Here is a 14,877-nt window from a genome sequence, read left to right on the forward strand (position 1 = left end):
CGGAACCACCATTGAGATTCTGTGAACGGCCGGTACTCGAAAGACGCGTATCGGTTCCTGGCTGCGTCGTCATCGGTACCCGCTTCGACCACCGCCTGCTGAGCCCCGCCTGCATCGCCCGGAGCGACATCGACCTCCCGCCTGGCATCCGCCGCTCGGCGCCCAGGCGGCAGGCCGAGTTCCTGGCGGGCCGGCTGTGCACCAGGAAGGCCCTGGAAGCGCTCACCGGGACCGCGACCGTCCCTCTCCAGGGCACGGATCGCTCTCCCCAGTGGCCCGCCTCCGTCTGCGGCTCCATCACCCACAACCGCCACCGCGCCCTGGCCATGGTCGCGCTGCGCGAGGACTTCCGCGCCCTGGGCATCGACATCGAGACACGCCTCGACGAAGGACAAAGCCACGCCCTCGCCGGGGAGATCCTGGCCAGGTCCGAGCACGAGCGTTTCCTGGCCATGCCGAAGGAGCGACGCGCCTGGCTGCTGACCCTGGCCTTCTCGCTGAAGGAAAGCCTGTACAAGGCGCTCTATCCCCTGACCGGCACCCAGTTCTACTTCGAGCACGCCGAACTGCTCGACTGGTCGCCGGACGGCCACGCCAGGCTACGGCTGCTGTGCGACCTGTCCGACGGATTCCCGGCGAACACCGAGATCGCCGGCCGCTTCTGCGAACTCGGCGACGACCTGCTCAGCTACGTGGCCATCCCGAACCGACCATGACGGGCTCCAGCCACCGCCCAGCGCCTTGTAGAGCGCGACACTGGCCTGCAGGCGCGCCTGGCGCAGACGCACCTGCTGGTCCTGCGCCGCATACAGGGTGCGCTGGGCATCCAGCAGGATCAGCAGGGTCTCGGCGCCGGCGCGGTAGCGCGCCTCGGCCAGCTCGAACGCTTCACGGGCCCGGCGCAGGCGCTCGTCCTGGGCCGCCATCTGGGCATCCAGGCCCCTGATCCCGTTCAGGCTGATTTCCACGTCGGCGAAGGCGGCCACGATGCCGCGCCGGTAATCCGCCAACAGCTCCAGTTGCTGCGCCTCCGCCAGGTCGCGCTGCGCCCTCAGGCGCCCGCCGTTGAAGATGGGGGCAAGCACCGCGCCGGTCAGGTTGTAGAGGGTGCTGTCCAGCAACTGCGACCCACGCTCGCCGGCAAACCCCAGCCCGGCATCGAGCCTGATGCTCGGCAACAGGGCGGCACGCGCCGCGACGATATTGGCGTTGGCCGCCTCCAGGCGCGCCTCGGCACGCGCCAGGTCGGGACGGCGCATGAGCAGTTCCGCCGGCAAGCCCGCGTCGATCGCTGGCCAGTCGACCCCGGCCAGCGACCCGGCCTGCGCCGACAGGCGCTGCACCGGAATGCCAAGCAAGGTCGCCAGGGCCACTTCCGAGTCGCCGACCTCCGAGCGCAATGCCTCGACTTCCCTTCTCTGCTCGGCCACCAGGCCTTGCTGCTGCGCAAGCTCCAGGGGAACCGCCGCGCCGGCGCGATGACGCGACTCCACCGTCGCCAGGACCTGCTCGGCGTTCTCCAGATTGAGGACCGCAATGGACAGCCGCTCGCGCAGCCCCACTACCTGTAGCCAGCTCGACGCCACGCCAGCGGTCAGCGTCAGGCACACCGTCGCCAGGTCGAATCGGGAAGCCCGGAATTCGGCCTGGGCGGCGTCGCGCAAGGCCCGGTTACGGCCCCAGAAATCCAGTTCGTAGCGAGTCCGGAAACCCAGGGTGAAGAAGTCGCCCTCCACCTCGACATCGCCACTCAAGCGCCGTTCACGGCTGGCGTCCAGGCCGACCTCCAGCTCCGGCACCAGCGCCGCCCCGGCCACCCGCGCCAACGCCTGCGCCTGGCCAACCCGGGCCACGGCCGCCTGCAGGTCCAGGCTGCCCTCTTCCGCCCGGGCGACCAGCGCATCCAGCTCCTCACTGCCGAAGCGTCGCCACCAGCGGGCATCGACTTCGGCCTGGCGCGGATCGGCAGCCGGCGTGTATCGCCACTCCGGGGGCGGCGTCACGTCGGGGTCGACGGTCGGTCTGTCCAGCGCACAGGCGCCCAGCAACAGCGCCGATGCGAACAGTGCGAATGTACGAACGCGGTAGCCTGGAAGGCCCTGGCGAAGAAACATCATCATTATTCGCTCCCCAAGGCCACGACCGGGTCGAGCTGCGCCGCCTGGCGCGCCGGCATGTAGCCGAACACCAGCCCGGTCGCCAGGGCGCAGCCGAATGCGCCGAGGATGCCGCTCAGCGAGAACACCACCGGCACCTCGGACAGGATCAGGGCGGTGCCGATGAACAGCCCCACCACCACGCCGATCAGCCCACCGACCAGCGACACCAGCACCGCCTCGCTGAGGAACTGGCGGAGGATATCCGCCTGCCGTGCGCCAGTGGCCATGCGGATGCCGATCTCCCGCGTCCGCTCGCGCACGGTCATCAGCATCACGTTCATCACGCCGATGCCGCCCACGACCAGGGACACCGCGGCGATCAGGCTGAGCATCAGGGTCATGCTGTCCTGGGTCCGGGTCTGCGCGGCGATGCTGGCGGCCGCGTTGGCCATCGAGAAATCGCGCAGGCCATGACGCTCGAACAGCAGCGCGTCGATTGCCTCCTGGGTCTCCTCGATGCGCGCCACATCCTCCACCGCCACCACCGTGTAGGTCGGCTCGCGCTGGCCGAACACCTGGATGCCGGCGGTGCTGAACGGCACGAAGATCAGGTTGTCGTCATCCCGGTCGCCGCTCAGCGCGCCTTTCTCGCTCATCACCCCGACCACCAGGAATGGCGTGTTGCCGATCAGGATGCTCTGCCCCACCGGATCGTCGACATCCGGCATCAGGCTGCTGACCACCTTCTGGCCGAGCACCGCGACCCTGGCCATCTCCCGCTCGTCCTGCTCGCTGAAGAAACTGCCGAGCGCCACCGGCCAGGTCTGTATCCGTGGCAGCTCGGCACCGGTGCCACGGATGTAGATCTGGGCGTCGGCGTTGCCGTAACGCACCACCTTGTTGCCGGTGACATTGGGCAGCACTAGGACGATGTTGGGGAGTTCCGCGACGGCCTCCAGGTCTTCCAGGGTGATGCTGCGCCCGGGGATTCGGGAGCTTTCGCCGATGGACGAGACGAAGATCAGGTTGGTGCCGAACGCCCCCATCTGCGCCACCACCTGCTGGCGCGTGCCCAGGCCGATCGCCAGCATGACGATCACCGAGGCCACGCCGATGACGATACCCAGCAGCGTCAGCCCGGTGCGGAACCGGTTCACCCACATGACCCGCCAGGCGGCGCGCACGACCTCCGCGAGGCTGGTCAGTGGCGTGGAAACCGGCCGCTGCCGACGACCGGCCGGCAGTTCGGCCGCCGGGGCGCTCGCAGGCCGGGGCACGCACCCCGTGTCGCTGACGATCTGCCCATCGTGGATCTCGATCACCCGCCGCGCACGGGCGGCCACCTGCCGGTCATGGGTGATGAGGATGATCGTATGGCCCTGCTCGGAGAGCTCGTCGAACAACGCCATGACTTCCTGCCCGCTGTGACTGTCCAGCGCGCCGGTGGGCTCGTCGGCGAGGATGATGCCGCCGCCGTTCATCAGCGCCCTGGCAATCGATACGCGCTGCTGCTGCCCGCCTGACAACTGGTTGGGCCGATGCCCCAGGCGCTCGCCCAGGCCGAGCCGCGCCAGCAGTTCGCGGGAGCGCTCGTGGCGCCGATCCGCGGCCATGCCGGCATAGATCGCCGGCATCTCGACGTTCTCCCGGGCGCTGTCGATGGCGATCAGATGGTAGCCCTGGAACACGAAACCGAAGGCTTCGCGGCGCAGCCAGGCCAGTTCGTCGCCTTGCATGTCCGCCACGTCCTGGCCGGCAAAGCGATAGGTGCCGCTGGTCGGCTTGTCCAGGCAGCCGAGCAGGTGCATCAGGGTCGACTTGCCCGAGCCGGAAGCACCGACGATGGCGACGAACTCCCCCGCCTCGATGCGCAGCGACACCCCGTGCAGCACCTCGACCTGCGGGCTGTCTCCGCCACCATAGGATTTGCGGATGTCCTTCAGCTCGATCAGCGGAACGGCCGGGCTCACCATTGGAACCTCGCAGGCCGCTCGCCTCCCTGCCCCTCGCCGGTGATCAGTCGTTCCCCTTCCTCCAGCCCCGCCAGCACCTGGGCGCTCAGCCGGTTGCGCACCCCCACCCGCACTTCACGCAACTCGGCCTCTCCCGCCGCATTCAGAATGCGGGCCTGGAAATGACCCGGCTTTTCCGCCGAAGCATCGAGCGCCGGCAAGGGCACCAGCAAGGCATCCCTGGCCGCGTCGACGACGAAGGACACCTGGGCCGTCATCTGGGCCATCAGCGCGCCGTCGGCGTTGTCCACATCGAACAGCACGGTGTAGAGGATCACCTTGTTGGTCGAGGGCGCGAGCGGCGTGCCGGCGCTCTTCCCCTCCGGGTCGGCCGGCGCCGGCAGCACCTGGCGCACCTGGCCCGGCCAGCGTCGGCCGTTGCCCCCCAGGGTGGTGAAATACACCGGCATACCGGCCTTGACCTTGACCACGTCGGCCTCGGACACCTCGGCCCAGACCGTCATCGTCGACAGGTCGGCAATGCGCAACAGCGCCGGGGTCTGGTAGGTGGCGTTGAGGGTCTGCCCCTCCTCCGCGCTCAGCGACACCACGGTGCCGGCCATGGGCGCGTAGATGCGCGTGTAGTCGAGCTGCGCCTCGTCACCGCTCAGCGTCGACTGGGTCTGCTCGATCTGCGCTTTCAACTGCTCGATGCGTGCGATCGCCATCTTGTGCTCGGCCACCGCCGTCTGCACGTCCTCCAGGCGGGTCGCCCGATCCTTGTGCATTTGCTGCTGGCGAGCCATCTGCTGGCGGGTCAGCTCATGACGGGCCCGGGCCTCCGTCAGTTGCGCCTCCAGATTGGCCAACTGCGCGCGACCGGCATTCACCGTGGCCCGTGGAATACGCGGATCGATCTCCACCAGCAACTGGCCCTTCTCGACCCGGTCCCCCACCTTCACATGCAGCCGATCGATCTGCCCGGACACCCGGGCACCGACCTCGACCTGATGGCGCGGCTTCAAGGTACCGATGGCGCTGACCGTGGTCTCGATATCCCCACGTGCCACCGGCACCACTTCATAACGGGCGTGCCGGTCCGCGGAATACCACTTCGCGCCCAGCAGGGACAGGGCCACCAGGGTAGCCACGGCCAGCGTCACGCCTCGCTTGCTTGCAAACATCTTCCAGCATCCGTCGTTCGTGGTTCGGCTCATGCCGCTTGCCGCTCGTGGAAACACGTCGGCATCGGCTCAACCAGAGCAACGAAATGGAAGCGGCAGAATTCACAAACCGGTCATGAAAACCGAACATCGTGAAGCCGGACAGAGCGGCACCGTCCTCACTCTGCGACCCTCCCATCTCCAGCCTCTCGCTCGCACCACCGACCCAACTCAGGCATCTTCCGCCTGGTTTCAGGCGGCAACGTTTCGTCTGACACGAGAGACGAGGGCCAGATGGAGACCCCTGTGAGGAACCATGACAATCTGACGGACACGGAAATCTTTGCACGGGCTGTCGACTTGCTACTGAAGATCACCGACGAACCCGACGAACCGGCCCATGCCAGGAACCTGGCGGCCTGGCTGGACGCAAGCCCCCGCCACCGCGCGGCCCTGGTCGAGCTGGACATGCTCTGGGAAGCGACCGGTGAAGTGCTGAGCTCGGTTCGAAACGCCCGGGAATGAAGGTCAAGCCCGTCATTCCGAGAGCACGGGTCAATCAGGATGAAGAAGACACCATCAGCTACTACCTGGGCGAACAGGTCGGGCGGGCTGCCCTTGGATTCATCGATGCCTTGGCTCGATCAGGCTATCGATCGCTCCTTTGAGGAAGGGGTCCGCTCCAGATCCACGGCAGAGTCTTCCCGATTCGCCTGCAGCTCATTCAAAAGCATTGATCCCCATTACCACTCCAAAAGCCATCAATACGCCCCCGGTAGCGCGCTTGCCCCAAACGGCCACACCGGGCTTGGCCAACCGCCTTGCCATCGTTCTTGCGGTCAACGCATAGGCGCTCGATACCAGGAACTTGATCAGCACAAATAGCAGAATCAGCAAAAGCAAAGCCCCGGTGTACGAGCCCTGGGGATTGCCCACGAACTGCGGCAACAACGAGGAGAAAAACAGAATCGCCTTGGGGTTACTGATCCCAACCATGAAGGACTTCCCCCAAAGCACTGACATACGTTCGTGGGTCGCCTGCCGTGCATCGTTTGCGCGACTGCTCCCAGCCATCCGGAACTGTTGGACGCCCAGCCACAAGAGATAAGCCGCACCGGAAAACTTGACGAACGTAAACAGATTCGGACTTGCCACCAGTAGCGCATCGATACCCAGCAACGAGCAACTTGCAAGCACCGCAATGGCCAACAAGTCTCCTGTAAGGATCCAGACCGCACGGCTTGGGCCATGCACCAGCGCGTTATTCACCAGAAATATCGTCGAGGGCCCGGGTGAGCCAACCTGAGCGACAGCGATCATCGCGAATAACAAATAGTCCGTGAGCAACATGGCAAACCCTTGAGCGAATCCGGTGGGAGTGGAGTTGCTACACTAGGAATAAAATGGCTCAGTAGGTAGGGCCATATGAGCGAATTCGATATGGACCATTATGAGCAAGGGTAAATTTTCATCTGGCGTGGATCTTCCGCTGCCAGTGAACGCGCCCGGCGTAACGAAGCAAGAGCGGGCCTACCAAGCCATACGAGATGCGATTCTGAACGGCCTGCTGCAAGCAAGTGATCGATTGCCATCGACGCGAGTTCTCTCGCAACGATGGGGGATCGCGCGCGGCACCGTGGAAAGTGTCTTCGAACGCTTGCAGCTCGAGGGCTACATCACCCGCAAGGTTGGTTCTGGCAGCCTCGTCAGCGCAGTTATCCCGGATAGCTACCTGAAGGCTGTCACCGATACTCGAACGGGTGAACCGGATCGGAATGAGTCGGTCGAGATCGAGGAAACGCCCGTCCGACAGGAGGGGCGGTACCGGGCACAGGTGGGGGTGCCTTTCGTCGCACGCCTGGCCAGCCCGTTACTCATTGCTCCTGCCGAGTGGGCTGCGCATCTGCAACGGGCAATGGCCGCGATGAAGCCCGAGCAGATGTGCGATGTCGAGCCACAAGGCGCTTGGGTCTTGCGGGACCAGATAGCTCAATACTTGCGCAAGCATCGTGGAATCGACTGCCGTGCCGAGCAATTGCTCATCACCAACGGTATCCGTCATAGCATCGACCTGGTGGCTCGCTGTGTATTGAAGCCGGGCGATGACGTGTGTGTCGAAGACCCTGGCTACCCGGCAGTCCATCGGATCTTCGAAAAGGCGGGTGCCAACCTGTTGTACGCCCCTATCGATAATGAGGGGATCGACCTGCACGGCATATCCGACTCAGCCGAATGTCGTCTTGCCTATGTCACACCGGCTCATCAGTCACCCCTTGGGGTGATCATGTCGGCCACGCGCCGCCTGGAGCTGCTGGATTGGGCGCAGCGCCAGAACGCCTGGATCATCGAAGATGATTACGACAGCGAATTCAACTATCAGAGTGCGCCACTGCCCGCGTTGAAATCCATCGACTCGATGAAACGTGTCGTCTACTGCGGAAGCTTCAATCAGGCGCTGTTTTCCAACTTGAGGCTCGGTTACATATTGGCGCCACCGGAGCTGCACCACCGGATCCTGGCCTTGTGGCATACGATAGGACGTAGTGTCGGGGTGTCGGAGCAGCTTGGCCTGGCGGAGTTCATGCGAGGTCCTGCGTTCCTGAGGCATTTACGTCGCTCTCGCCAGGAATATCAAACGCTGCGCGACATAGTGCTTGATACCTTGATGGCCGAGGCGCCGGGACGCTATCGCATCAGTGGTGAGCATGCAGGTTTTCACCTGATACTCTGGCTATCGCCGGACCAGGATGAAGATGCCTTGGTCAGGGAGGCGGAGAGATTGGGACTAATGCTACAGCCGCTTCGGAACTCCTGCCGCGAGATCGACTTGCCACCTGCATTCGTATTGGGCTTTGCGGCATTGACCCGGGCTCAGGCAAGAAACTCCGCTCGTCAACTTGCACGCCTACTTCACTGACGGCAGAACTGCCAGGCGCTCCTGACCACCCACTCGTGAGCTGCTTCGCACGGTCGTTCAGAACTCATGCAGGACAGACGCCAGCACAGTGGCGCAAGTGCGAGATCATGGTCACGCCTTAGAATAAGGGCTTCCAAGGCATCAATGTCCGCTACCGGCCCTATTGCGGCCGCTCGCAAAAGCTGGTGGACAAGAAAGCGTTGTCCACCCTACATAACCATCAAGTCCGCATAGGGTGGAAAACCGCGAAGCGTTTTCCACCAGTGATCGCCCAGGCTACCTTGCTGCCGCGCTTTTCGTAGTACGCCATGCGGCGAACTCTAGTGGGGGAATGGGATGTCAGGCAAAAAAGAAAAGGCTCCAGAGGAATCAACCTCTGGAGCCTTTTATTTGGCGGGGAGATAGGGATTCGAACCCTAGGTGCCCTTGCGGACACAACGGATTTCGAATCCGTCCCGTTCGACCACTCCGGCATCTCCCCAAGTCGGCGCGCATGATAGCAGCTCGAATCGTTTTGACGAAGCCCCGCAGGTGATTTTTTTGTCTGCTTTTCAGGTGGTTGCGCTTTCAACGGGCATGAGAAAGGGCGCCGAGGCGCCCTTTCCCGATCAGCCCGGCTTCAACTGGTCAGGCGGGTCAGCGCTTCGCGGTACTTGTCGGCGGTCTTCTGCGCCACTTCGGCCGGTACGGCCGGTGCCGGCGGTTGCTTGTTCCAGCCGGTGGATTCCAGCCAGTCGCGCACGAACTGCTTGTCGAAGCTCGGCGGGTTCGTGCCCTCGACATAGCTGTCGGCCGGCCAGAAGCGGCTGGAGTCCGGGGTCAGCGCCTCGTCCATCAGGGTCAGGGTACCGTCCTCGTCGAGGCCGAACTCGAACTTGGTGTCGGCGATGATGATGCCGCGCGTCGCCGCGTACTCCACCGCCGCGCTGTAGAGGGCGATGGCGGTGTCGCGCACCTTGGCGGCCAGTTCCTTGCCGATGATCTCCTCGCAACGCTCGAAGGAGATGTTCTCGTCATGGTCGCCAACGGCGGCCTTGGTCGAGGGGGTGAAGATCGGCTGCGGCAGCTTGGCCGCCTCCTTGAGGCCGGCCGGGAGCTGGATGCCACAGACGGTGCCGTTCTTCTGGTATTCCTTCCAGCCGGAGCCGACGATGTAGCCGCGCACGATGGCCTCCACCGGCACGGGCTTGAGACGCTTGGCCACCACGGCGCGACCCTCCACCAGCGGCAGTTCGGCCGCCGGCACCACGTCTTCGACCTTGTCGCCGGTGAAGTGGTTGGGGACGATGCCGGCCAGCTTGTCGAACCAGAAGTTGGAGATGGCGGTGAGGATCTTGCCCTTCTCCGGGATCGGTTCTTCGAGGATCACGTCGAACGCCGACAGCCGGTCGCTGGCCACCATCAGCATGCGCTTGGCATCGATTTCATAGAGGTCGCGGACTTTGCCCGAATAGATCTTCTTCAGGCTCAGGTTGCTGGGAGTGGTCATGTCGAAATTTCCGCCTCTGGAAAAAAGAAACAGGCGAAACCCACCGGGTTTCGCCCATTGATCTTCGGCACCGCTCGAAACAGGTTAGCCGAGGTGCTCCTGGATGATGGACAGCACGCGACGCGCCACATCGGCCGGTGCGACGGTGTTGAGGTCCTTCTCCACGGTGACCTGCACGCTGCCGGCGACCGTGGTCAGGCGGACCTGGTAGCGCTCGGCGCGGTTCTCGATCTCTTCGTCGCTCGGCGAGCTACCCCACAGGCGCGACCAGAAGCCGGGCTTCTCCTCGTCCTTCTTCGCCCCTTCGGCGAGGTTGATGTAGTACAGGCCGAGGGAACGGTTGAGGTCGTCGATGCGTACGTTGCCGGTATCCAGGGAGCGGCCGACGCTCGACCAGGCACGGTCGAAATCGGTGTCGAGGGTCAGCACCGGGTTGCCACTGCCGTCCTCGGACAGGCTGACGCGGCTCGGCGCATCGAAGTCGCGGGCGGCGAGCAGCGAGACCGAACCGCCCTGCTCGGCGCTACGCGCCATGCTGGCGAGCATTTCGTCGAGCAGCGCGCCATCCAGGCTGGTATTGCTGGACTGGCTCGGGAAAGCGACATCCGCAGTGCTGCCGGCCGGACGCTCGGCGCTGACCACGAAGATTTCGCTGGTATTGCGCTGCACACCCGGCTCGATGCGTACCCGCACGCGGGTTTCGCTGTCCGGCTCGACGCCGCTGACACGGCTGCTCAGGCGGCGGGCCATGCTGGCGGACAACTCGTCGAAGCGCTGCCAGGCAGTGCTGAACTCGCCGGTCTGCGGGCGCTCGTCGGCGATCCGGAAGCCATTGTCCTCGAAGAACTGGCGAGCCACCGGCCAGACCTCGGCGGGCGCGCGCTGCGCCACCAGCCAGCGGGAGTCACCGCTCCTCTGCAGGCTGAACTCACGTGTGTCGGCCTGCGCCGACAGCGGCTGCGGACGCGGCACCTCGAACTCGCCCTGCACCGAGGAGTCGGCCACGTTGCGCGGGATCGGCAACAGCGGATCGAGCTGCTTGGGTTGGCTGATGTCCTGCGGTACCTGCATCGGCGCGGTCTGCCGGTCATTGAGGTAATCGCTGCCGCGATCACGGAAATAACCCTCGTTGCCCCACAGCCAACCGCAACCGCTGGTGCTGGAGATGATCAGGGCGAGTGCGGAGAGTCCGGCCAGTCGCTTCATGCGTAATGCTTCCTCGGATTAAGCCAGTACACCGGACTGGCGCAGCGCTTGACGCAGCGGTTCGTGGCAACGCGGGCTGAGCCAGGTCAGCGGCAGGCGGATGCCTTCCTGCATCAGGCCCATTTCCACCAGCGCCCACTTCACCGGAATCGGGTTGGATTCGATGAACAGGTTCTTGTGCAACGGCATCAGGCGTTCGTTGATCGCCCGCGCGGTGGCGGCGTCACCGGCCATGGCGGCGGCGCACAGTTCGCTCATGGCACGCGGAGCGACGTTGGCGGTCACCGAGATGTTGCCCTTGCCGCCCATCAGGATCAGCTCGACGGCGGTCGGGTCGTCGCCGGAGTAGACCAGGAAGTCCTGGCTCACGCGGTCGAGGATTTCCTGGCCACGTTGCAGGTCGCCGGTGGCTTCCTTGATACCGATGATGTTGTCGACCTTGGACAGCCGCTCGACGGTCTCCGGCAGCATGTCGCAGGCGGTGCGCCCCGGCACGTTGTAGAGGATCTGCGGGATCGCCACGGCCTCGGCGATATGGCGGAAGTGCTGGTACAGGCCTTCCTGGGTCGGCTTGTTGTAGTAGGGGGTCACCAGCAGGCAGGCGTCGGCGCCGGCGGTCTTGGCGTTCTCGGTCAGCTCCACCGCTTCGCGGGTGGAGTTGGCGCCGGTGCCGGCGATGACCGGGATGCGCCCGGCGACCTGGTCGACCACCCGGCGGATCACCTCGATGTGCTCGGCGACGTCCAGCGTGGCCGACTCGCCAGTGGTGCCGACCGCGACGATGGCATTGGTGCCCTCTTGCAGGTGGAAGTCCACCAGCTTGCTCAGAGCGTCCCAGTCGAGCCGTCCCTGTGCGTCCATAGGCGTGACCAGCGCCACCATGCTGCCCGCAATCATGCAACCACTCCTGCCGGAAAAAAGAGAGCCGTAATGGTACTGGCGCCACCTGCCTTGCACAAGCGAGGCGCCGTGCCCAAGCATTCCCCTGGGCGGCAGTTTTCGCTACCCTTCCCGCTTTGATCGGCAGCACTCCTGCCGACCACCCATCGCTTTAGGAATGCTGCATGTCCACCCCCCCCGTTCGCGAACAGTTCCTCGTCATCAGCGCTCTCGGCACCAAGCCCATGGTGCTGACCAACGTACTGTCCCGCACCTGCATCGAAAACCGCTGCGCCGTGACCAATACCCGCCTGACCCGGCATGGTGAGCTGAGCGCGCTGGTCCTGCAGGTCTCCGGCAACTGGGATGCGCTGGCGCGGCTGGAGGCCAACCTGCCGGCGCTGGCCAAGCGCCATGCCTTCCACGTCAACGTGGTGCGCAGCTCGGCCGCGGACATCCGTCCCCAGGCCCTGCCCTACGTGGCCTACGTCAGCGCGGCCTACCGCCCGGACATCCTCAGTGAGCTGTGCCAGTTCTTCATCGACCACAACATCGAGCTGGAGAACCTCACCTGCGACACCTACCAGGCGCCACAGACCGGCGGCACCATGCTCAACGCCACGCTGACCGTGACCCTGCCGCCGGGCACCCAGATCAGTTGGCTGCGCGACCAGTTCCTGGACTTCGCCGATGCGCTCAACCTGGATGCGCTGATCGAACCCTGGCGCCCACAGACACCCGCCTAAGGAGATAGCCATGGCCGTCACCCTCGACGCCGCCGTTCCAGACTTCCAGGCCCAGGCCACCAGCGGCCGGCAGTTTTCCCTGGCCGACCTCAAGGGCCAGCAGGTGGTGCTGTACTTCTACCCGAAGGACAACACCCCGGGCTGCACCACCGAAGGGTTGGACTTCCGCCACTTCTACCCCGAGTTCCAGGCCGCCAACACGCAGATCTTCGGCGTCTCCCGCGATAGCCTGAAGTCCCACGAGAACTTCAAGTGCAAGCAGGAGTTCCCCTTCGAGCTGATCGCCGATACCGACGAAGCGATCTGCAAGCTGTTCGACGTGATCAAGCTGAAGAAGCTCTACGGCAAGGAGTACCTGGGCGTCGACCGCAGCACCTTCCTGATCGACGAGAACGGCGTGCTGCGCCGGGAATGGCGCGGCGTGAAGGTGCCCGGGCACGTTGCCGCCGTCCTGGCCGCCGCCCAGGAACTGCACCAGGGTTGATCCAAGCCCGAACAGCACGAAGGCCGCTATTGCGGCCTTTGTGCTGTTCGGGCGTTCGCTTCACGCCTTGCGCAACCAGTAGCGGTAGACGCCGTCGTCGCACTCCTCGCGCAGCAGGGTATGCCCGGCCAGGGAGGCGAAGGCACGGAAATCGCGCTGCGAGCCGGCATCGGTGGCCGTCACCTTGAGCACGGCGCCGCTGGACAGGCGGTTCAGTTCGAGTTTCGCCTTGAGCAGGGGCAAGGGGCATTTCAGGCCGCTGGCGTCCAGTTCGGCATCGCAGGCTTCGGCCCACTCCTTTGTGTCGATCATCATGGTTCTCCGGGACAGGCTCTTAGGATAACGCACAACCCTGGCCAGCCGAGCAAGCCGACAGCTACAGTAATGCCTTTGCCAGCCACGAGCTCCGTGCATGAATTTACTGCGCCCCACAATCCTGATGCTCGCCTGCCTGTTCGCCCTCCCCGCTTCGGCGAGCGACCTGCCATCGCTCGGCGACGCCAGCTCCTCCATCGTTTCCCCGGAGCAGGAACACCAGCTCGGGCGCGCCTGGCTCAGCCTGCTGCGTAGCCAGGTCAGCCAGTTGCGCGACCCGCAACTGAAGGACTTCGTCGAGACCAGCGTCTACCGCCTGGCCGAAACCAGCCAGTTGCAGGACCGGCGCCTGGAGTTCGTCTACATCAACAGCCCGCAGCTCAACGCCTTCGCCGCGCCTGGCGGCATCGTCGGCGTCAACGGCGGGATATTCCTCTACGCGCAGAGCGAAGCCGAATACGCCTCGGTGCTGGCCCACGAACTGGCGCACTTGTCGCAACGCCACTTCGCCCGTGGCGTGGAAGCCCAGCAGCGCATGCAGATTCCGGTCATGGCCGCGATGCTCGCCGGCATCGTCGCAGCAGCGGCCGGCGCCGGAGATGCCGGCATGGCCGCGATCATGTCGACCCAGGCGGCTGCCATCCAGGAACAACGGCGCTTCTCCCGCCAGAACGAACAGGAAGCCGACCGCATCGGCATCCTCAACCTGGAAAAGGCCGGCTACGACCCTCGCGCCATGCCGCGCATGTTCGAACGGCTGATGCGCCAGTACCGCTACGACGCCAAGCCGCCGGAATTCCTGCTCACCCACCCTGTCACCGAATCACGGATCGCCGACACCCGCAACCGGGCGGAACAGTCCCCCGCCACAGGCCGCAACGACAGCCAGAGCTACGAGCTGATCCGCGCCCGCATGATGCTGCACTACGAGGAAACGCCAGGCGTTTCGGCCAAGCGCTTCCGCGCCATGCTCGACGAAGAACCGAAGCGGGATGCCGCGCGCTATGGGCTGGCACTGGCGCTGTACAAGGGCGGCCGCCTCAACGAGGCGCACGAAACCCTGAAGCCGCTGCTGGACAAGGCTCCCGACAATATCCCGTACAACCTCGCGCAGATCGACCTGGACATCGTCGCCAACCGCCTGGACGACGCCCAGCAACGCGCCCAGCGGTTGCTCGCCCAGTTCCCCAACAGCTATCCGCTGAAGCAGGCGCGCGTGGACCTGCTGCTCAAACAAGGGCGCCCCGCCGAAGCGGAAAAGGCCATCGACGACATCCTCAGAAGCCGGCCATACGACCCGGACATCTGGTACCAGGCGGCGGAGACACGCGGCCAGTCCGGCAACATCATTGGCCTGCACCAGGCCCGCGCCGAATACTTCGCCCTGGTCGGCGACTACGACCAGGCGATCGAACAACTCGGCTTCGCCAAGCGACGGGCCAACAACAACTTCCAGTTGGCCTCACGCATCGACGCCCGGCAGAAGGAAATGCTCGAGCAGCAGAAGATGGTCAAGGAGATGATGCGCTAAGGCTGGAGGCTGGAGGCTGGAGGCTGGAGGCTGGAGGCTGGAGGCTGGAGGCTGGAGGCTGGAGGCTGGAGGCTGGAGGCTGGAGGCTGGAGGCTG

The 14,877-nt window shown here is 64.9% G+C and carries 14 protein-coding genes and 1 tRNA gene; 6 read left to right on the forward strand and 9 right to left on the reverse strand.

Features of this window, described 5'->3' with window-relative positions; all coding sequences use genetic code 11:
- The first annotated feature begins 11 nt into the window (after positions 1–11).
- Positions 12–716: a 4'-phosphopantetheinyl transferase family protein gene (locus tag PSEWESI4_RS13805; protein ID WP_187671780.1), complete on the forward strand. Its 705-nt coding sequence runs from the start codon at positions 12–14 to the stop codon at positions 714–716.
- Here PSEWESI4_RS13805 and PSEWESI4_RS13810 read toward each other — a convergent pair.
- From PSEWESI4_RS13810 to PSEWESI4_RS13820, 3 genes are read right to left on the reverse strand one after another with little or no spacing between them, the layout of a single operon-like run.
- Positions 600–2,120, reverse strand: coding sequence for an efflux transporter outer membrane subunit (locus PSEWESI4_RS13810; protein ID WP_235978938.1), 1,521 nt, complete (start codon positions 2,118–2,120; stop codon positions 600–602). The two genes, PSEWESI4_RS13805 and PSEWESI4_RS13810, sit on opposite strands and share 117 nt — an antisense overlap.
- Positions 2,120–4,069 (reverse strand): MacB family efflux pump subunit, encoded by a 1,950-nt coding sequence (locus PSEWESI4_RS13815; protein ID WP_235978939.1) that lies wholly within the window; start codon positions 4,067–4,069, stop codon positions 2,120–2,122. The genes PSEWESI4_RS13810 and PSEWESI4_RS13815 overlap by 1 nt, the downstream gene beginning before the upstream one ends.
- Positions 4,066–5,235: an efflux RND transporter periplasmic adaptor subunit gene (locus PSEWESI4_RS13820; RefSeq protein WP_187671782.1), complete on the reverse strand. Its 1,170-nt coding sequence runs from the start codon at positions 5,233–5,235 to the stop codon at positions 4,066–4,068. The genes PSEWESI4_RS13815 and PSEWESI4_RS13820 overlap by 4 nt, the downstream gene beginning before the upstream one ends.
- A 285-nt stretch (positions 5,236–5,520) precedes the next feature.
- On the opposite strand from PSEWESI4_RS13820, the gene PSEWESI4_RS13825 reads away from it, so the two are divergent.
- Positions 5,521–5,739, forward strand: a complete 219-nt coding sequence (locus PSEWESI4_RS13825; RefSeq protein WP_187671783.1) for a DUF4880 domain-containing protein — start codon at positions 5,521–5,523, stop codon at positions 5,737–5,739.
- A 195-nt stretch (positions 5,740–5,934) separates the two neighbouring features.
- Here PSEWESI4_RS13825 and PSEWESI4_RS13830 read toward each other — a convergent pair whose 3' ends face one another.
- Positions 5,935–6,564 (reverse strand): LysE family translocator, encoded by a 630-nt coding sequence (locus tag PSEWESI4_RS13830; protein WP_187671784.1) that lies wholly within the window; start codon positions 6,562–6,564, stop codon positions 5,935–5,937.
- Between the two features lie 100 nt (positions 6,565–6,664).
- Here PSEWESI4_RS13830 and pdxR point away from each other — a divergent pair, with 100 nt between their 5' ends.
- On the forward strand, positions 6,665–8,131 hold the full coding sequence (gene pdxR / locus PSEWESI4_RS13835; protein ID WP_187671785.1) for a MocR-like pyridoxine biosynthesis transcription factor PdxR: 1,467 nt from the start codon (positions 6,665–6,667) through the stop codon (positions 8,129–8,131).
- A 391-nt stretch (positions 8,132–8,522) separates the two neighbouring features.
- On the opposite strand, the gene PSEWESI4_RS13840 is transcribed toward pdxR, so the two are convergent.
- The 4 genes from PSEWESI4_RS13840 to dapA all read right to left on the reverse strand — a co-directional run bounded on the left by PSEWESI4_RS13840 (position 8,523) and on the right by dapA (position 11,723).
- Positions 8,523–8,612 (reverse strand) — tRNA-Ser (locus PSEWESI4_RS13840).
- Between the two features lie 138 nt (positions 8,613–8,750).
- A complete protein-coding gene (locus PSEWESI4_RS13845; RefSeq protein WP_187671786.1) occupies positions 8,751–9,620 on the reverse strand; it encodes a phosphoribosylaminoimidazolesuccinocarboxamide synthase in 870 nt (289 codons plus the stop codon).
- An 84-nt stretch (positions 9,621–9,704) separates the two neighbouring features.
- Positions 9,705–10,826: an outer membrane protein assembly factor BamC gene (bamC, locus tag PSEWESI4_RS13850; protein ID WP_187671787.1), complete on the reverse strand. Its 1,122-nt coding sequence runs from the start codon at positions 10,824–10,826 to the stop codon at positions 9,705–9,707.
- Positions 10,827–10,844: 18 nt separating this feature from the next.
- Complete coding sequence (dapA, locus tag PSEWESI4_RS13855) at positions 10,845–11,723, reverse strand: 4-hydroxy-tetrahydrodipicolinate synthase (RefSeq protein WP_187671788.1); 879 nt, start codon at positions 11,721–11,723, stop codon at positions 10,845–10,847.
- A 167-nt stretch (positions 11,724–11,890) separates the two neighbouring features.
- Between dapA and PSEWESI4_RS13860 the strand changes: the two genes are divergently transcribed.
- Both PSEWESI4_RS13860 and PSEWESI4_RS13865 read left to right on the forward strand, forming a co-directional pair.
- Positions 11,891–12,451, forward strand: a complete 561-nt coding sequence (locus tag PSEWESI4_RS13860) for a glycine cleavage system protein R (RefSeq protein WP_187671789.1) — start codon at positions 11,891–11,893, stop codon at positions 12,449–12,451.
- 10 nt (positions 12,452–12,461) lie between these two features.
- A complete protein-coding gene (locus PSEWESI4_RS13865; RefSeq protein ID WP_187671790.1) occupies positions 12,462–12,935 on the forward strand; it encodes a peroxiredoxin in 474 nt (157 codons plus the stop codon).
- Positions 12,936–12,995: 60 nt separating this feature from the next.
- Here PSEWESI4_RS13865 and PSEWESI4_RS13870 read toward each other — a convergent pair whose 3' ends face one another.
- A complete protein-coding gene (locus tag PSEWESI4_RS13870; RefSeq protein ID WP_187671802.1) occupies positions 12,996–13,247 on the reverse strand; it encodes a sulfurtransferase TusA family protein in 252 nt (83 codons plus the stop codon).
- Between the two features lie 100 nt (positions 13,248–13,347).
- On the opposite strand from PSEWESI4_RS13870, the gene PSEWESI4_RS13875 reads away from it, so the two are divergent.
- Entirely contained in the window at positions 13,348–14,781 is a 1,434-nt protein-coding gene (locus tag PSEWESI4_RS13875; RefSeq protein WP_187671791.1) for a M48 family metalloprotease, read from the forward strand.
- Positions 14,782–14,877: the final 96 nt, after the last annotated feature.

This window comes from Zestomonas carbonaria (assembly GCF_904061905.1).
GTDB classification, from domain to species: Bacteria; Pseudomonadota; Gammaproteobacteria; order Pseudomonadales; family Pseudomonadaceae; genus Aquipseudomonas; species Aquipseudomonas carbonaria.

Bases quoted from the DNA above. Each gene is read 5' to 3' on its own strand.
- dapA (WP_187671788.1), bottom strand. From the start codon at position 11,723: ATGATTGCGGGCAGCATGGTGGCGCTGGTCACGCCTATGGACGCACAG.
- PSEWESI4_RS13865 (WP_187671790.1), top strand. From the start codon at position 12,462: ATGGCCGTCACCCTCGACGCCGCCGTTCCAGACTTCCAGGCCCAGGCC.
- PSEWESI4_RS13830 (WP_187671784.1), bottom strand. From the start codon at position 6,564: ATGTTGCTCACGGACTATTTGTTATTCGCGATGATCGCTGTCGCTCAG.
- PSEWESI4_RS13820 (WP_187671782.1), bottom strand. From the start codon at position 5,235: ATGTTTGCAAGCAAGCGAGGCGTGACGCTGGCCGTGGCTACCCTGGTG.
- PSEWESI4_RS13810 (WP_235978938.1), bottom strand. From the start codon at position 2,120: ATGATGATGTTTCTTCGCCAGGGCCTTCCAGGCTACCGCGTTCGTACA.
- pdxR (WP_187671785.1), top strand. From the start codon at position 6,665: ATGAGCAAGGGTAAATTTTCATCTGGCGTGGATCTTCCGCTGCCAGTG.
- PSEWESI4_RS13870 (WP_187671802.1), bottom strand. From the start codon at position 13,247: ATGATCGACACAAAGGAGTGGGCCGAAGCCTGCGATGCCGAACTGGAC.
- PSEWESI4_RS13845 (WP_187671786.1), bottom strand. From the start codon at position 9,620: ATGACCACTCCCAGCAACCTGAGCCTGAAGAAGATCTATTCGGGCAAA.
- PSEWESI4_RS13860 (WP_187671789.1), top strand. From the start codon at position 11,891: ATGTCCACCCCCCCCGTTCGCGAACAGTTCCTCGTCATCAGCGCTCTC.
- bamC (WP_187671787.1), bottom strand. From the start codon at position 10,826: ATGAAGCGACTGGCCGGACTCTCCGCACTCGCCCTGATCATCTCCAGC.
- PSEWESI4_RS13875 (WP_187671791.1), top strand. From the start codon at position 13,348: ATGAATTTACTGCGCCCCACAATCCTGATGCTCGCCTGCCTGTTCGCC.